The organism is Phytoactinopolyspora endophytica (assembly GCF_004138495.1).
Lineage (GTDB): Bacteria > Actinomycetota > Actinomycetes > Jiangellales > Jiangellaceae > Phytoactinopolyspora > Phytoactinopolyspora endophytica.
Genome location: NZ_ML142850.1, coordinates 407,756 through 410,560 on the forward strand (window position 1 = coordinate 407,756; position 2,805 = coordinate 410,560).

General features: G+C 67.8%; 3 protein-coding genes and 1 pseudogene. 2 read left to right on the forward strand and 2 right to left on the reverse strand.

Annotation, left to right across the window (positions count from 1 at the left end; translation table 11 throughout):
• On the forward strand, nt 1-708 hold a 708-nt coding region (locus ELR45_RS05200), incomplete at its 5' end, for a LysR substrate-binding domain-containing protein (protein ID WP_240759166.1).
• 73 nt (nt 709-781) lie between these two features.
• Nucleotides 782-1,405: a VOC family protein gene (locus ELR45_RS05205; protein WP_129663988.1), complete on the forward strand. Its 624-nt coding sequence runs from the start codon at nt 782-784 to the stop codon at nt 1,403-1,405.
• 164 nt (nt 1,406-1,569) lie between these two features.
• Here ELR45_RS05205 and ELR45_RS05210 read toward each other — a convergent pair whose 3' ends face one another.
• Together ELR45_RS05210 and ELR45_RS36955 are read right to left on the reverse strand one after the other, a co-directional pair.
• Entirely contained in the window at nt 1,570-2,352 is a 783-nt protein-coding gene (locus tag ELR45_RS05210) for a 3-ketoacyl-ACP reductase (protein WP_129663990.1), read from the reverse strand.
• 239 nt (nt 2,353-2,591) lie between these two features.
• A pseudogene (locus tag ELR45_RS36955) lies at nt 2,592-2,805 on the reverse strand (glycosyl hydrolase); the annotation flags it as partial.

The following is a 2,805-nucleotide window of genomic DNA, read 5'->3' on the forward strand; positions in this document are numbered from 1 at the left end:
GCCGGCACCGTCCGGCTGGCGTCCTTCCCCAGCAGCAGCGCCACCATCCTGCCGCGCGCACTGAGCGCTGTCACCCGCGACCACCCCAACCTCCATTTCACCTTGGTCGAGGCCGAGCCGCCGGAATCGCTCGACCTGCTTCGCAAGGGGTCCTGCGAGATCGTGATCGGCTACACCTACAAGCGGCCCGAGGAGCCCGAACCGCAGGGACTGCTGCGCGTTCCCCTCTGCGACGATCCGCTCTACCTCGCCCTCCCCCGGCCGCACCGGCTCGCCGGTGACGCGGAGAGCATCTCACTGCGCAAGCTCAAGCAGGAACGCTGGATCGCCGGCTGTCCGCGCTGCCGCCGGCAGCTCCTGGACACCTGCCACGATGCGGGGTTCGAACCGGACATCGCGTTCTCCACCGATGATTACGTGGCGGTGCACAGCCTGGTCTCCGAAGGGTTCGGCGTGGCGTTGCTGTCCAGCCTCATGATCTCTTCGGTGGGGTTGAGCACTCTGGAGCTGCGCACCGTGACGCCCACACCGGTCCGTTCGATCAGCGCCTACACGACGGCGGCCCTCGCCAAGGTTCCGGCCGTGCGGACGACGCTCGAGGCATTGACCGTCACGAGCCGTGAGCTGCGCGCCAGTGACGGCATCCCGGCAGCCGCCGAGAGACCGGCACGCGATGGACAGCCATCAGGTACCGGGGGCGCTGCGTGACCTCGTAGCCACTGGCCTCGCCACGCGTCGCCCTCCGGCTCGGCTCCGGTGCTGGCAGGCGTAGCGTGGCGCCATGCGAACCGAGATCGACCATCTGGTGTGGGGCTGTCCAGACCTCGGCCTACTCGTCGACCGGGTGACACGCCTGATGGGTGTCGCGCCCCGTTTCGGCGGCCGGCACGAGGGCCGGGGCACGCAGAACTACCTGCTTGCGCTCGGGCACGGCCGCTATCTGGAACTACTGGGACCGGACCCGGAGCAGCCCGAGCCGGCCGGGCCCCGCCCCCTCGGGATAGACCAGACCACCGAGCCTGGGCTGATCGGCTGGGCCATTCGCACGACGGCCATGGGCGACCTTCTGCGCGCGGCACGCGCCGAGGGCTACGACCCCGGAGAGGCCGTGCGAATGTCCCGTCGCACCCCAGCCGGCACTGTCCTGGAGTGGCTGCTCACCCCGCCGGGAGTGGGTGGCGTGCTGCCCTTCGTCATCGACTGGCTGGGCAGTCCGCACCCAGCCGCCGACCTCCCGTCCGTGGAACTGATGTCGTTCACGCTCCACCATCCCCAACCCGACGACGTGCGAGCGGCTCTGACCGCGATGAACCTGGACGACGAAGAGGTCACAGTCGCCTTCGCCGCCGACCCCGGCATCTCCGCGACCCTGGCGACGCCGCAAGGAGACGTCACGATCCAATAGGTCCGCTGAGCGGCGATGTCGACGGCACGTCTTGTATCGGATCGCACGTTCTGCACCGGATGGCACGTTGCGTATCGCATCGAGCCGAGAATCGCGCTCTTGGCGACACAGAATGTGCCGTCCGATGCAGAACGTGCGATCCGATACAGAACGTGCGCAAGGCGCTAGAGGGTATGCAGGTGGAAGCCGCCGTCGACGTCGATGACCTGGCCGGTGCTGAACGGGAGCAGATCGGAGGCGACCGCGACCACGGCCTTGCCGATGTCCTCTGGCTGACCCCAGCGGCGGATCGGCGTGATGCCGTCCTCCAGGATCAGCTTGTCGTACTTCTCCTTAACTGCCCCGGTCATATCGGTGGCGATGATGCCAGGCCGGATCTCGTAGACATTGATCCCGTGCTCGGCGAGGCGGTCGGCATACAGCTTCACCATCATCGCCAGGCCGGACTTGGCGACGCAGTACTCACCCCGGTTGACGCTGGCCGCGTACGCGCTGATCGACGAGACCACCACGATCTTCGGCCGGCTGCCGGCTCCGTCCCGGACCTGCTCGACCATCCTGTTCGCGACAAGCTGGGTCAGGAAGTAAGGCCCCTTGAGGTTGATCCCGAGAACCCGGTCGAACGATTCCTCGCTCGCATCCAGCAGGTCGGCACGCTCGGTAGGTCCGACGCCGGCGTTGTTCACCAGCAGGTCAAGCCTGCCGAACGCGGCGTAGGTCTCATCGACCAGCCGGGCGCGGTCCTCAGCCACGGACACGTCCGCTTGGACCGCATGCGCTCGCGCACCCGCCTTCTCCACCTCGCGCACGACCTCGTCCGCGGCGTCGGCGTTGCGCGCGTAGTTGACGACCACGTCGACCCCGGCCCCTGCCAGTGCCAGAGCGATCCCGCGTCCGATCCCGCGCGACGCACCGGTCACCAGCGCCGCCTGTGTCTCACTACTCATGCACTTCTCCCATCACACTTCCGTATTCCGACAGGCGCCTATGTGCCGACCCGCATACCGACAGGCGCCGACGCACTCCCTCAGGTGCCGTGCTCCGGCTCGCGTTGCTCATGCGCCCTGCCTGGATACCCGAAGAAGACGACATTGCGGTCGCCATCGACCACAGAGCACTTCGTTCCGCGGTAGCGGGCAGCCGCACTCCGTCCTGCCGTACGCGCATCGCCGCACCGCGTCTTCCGTCAGGAGCCGAAGAAGGTGTAGTACGGCTCGTCGCGGGCGACCCGCTGCACGTACAGCGCCAGCTCACGCGCGTGGTAGTCGCCCCACATGCAGGCCTCACCGTTGGGAACGTTCTGGCCTGGCGCGATGTGGTCCCAGCCGTTCGGCCGGTGATACACCGAGTGCAGCAGCAGACCCTGGTGGTCCGGGTCCGCGGAGAGATACGGCTCGTCG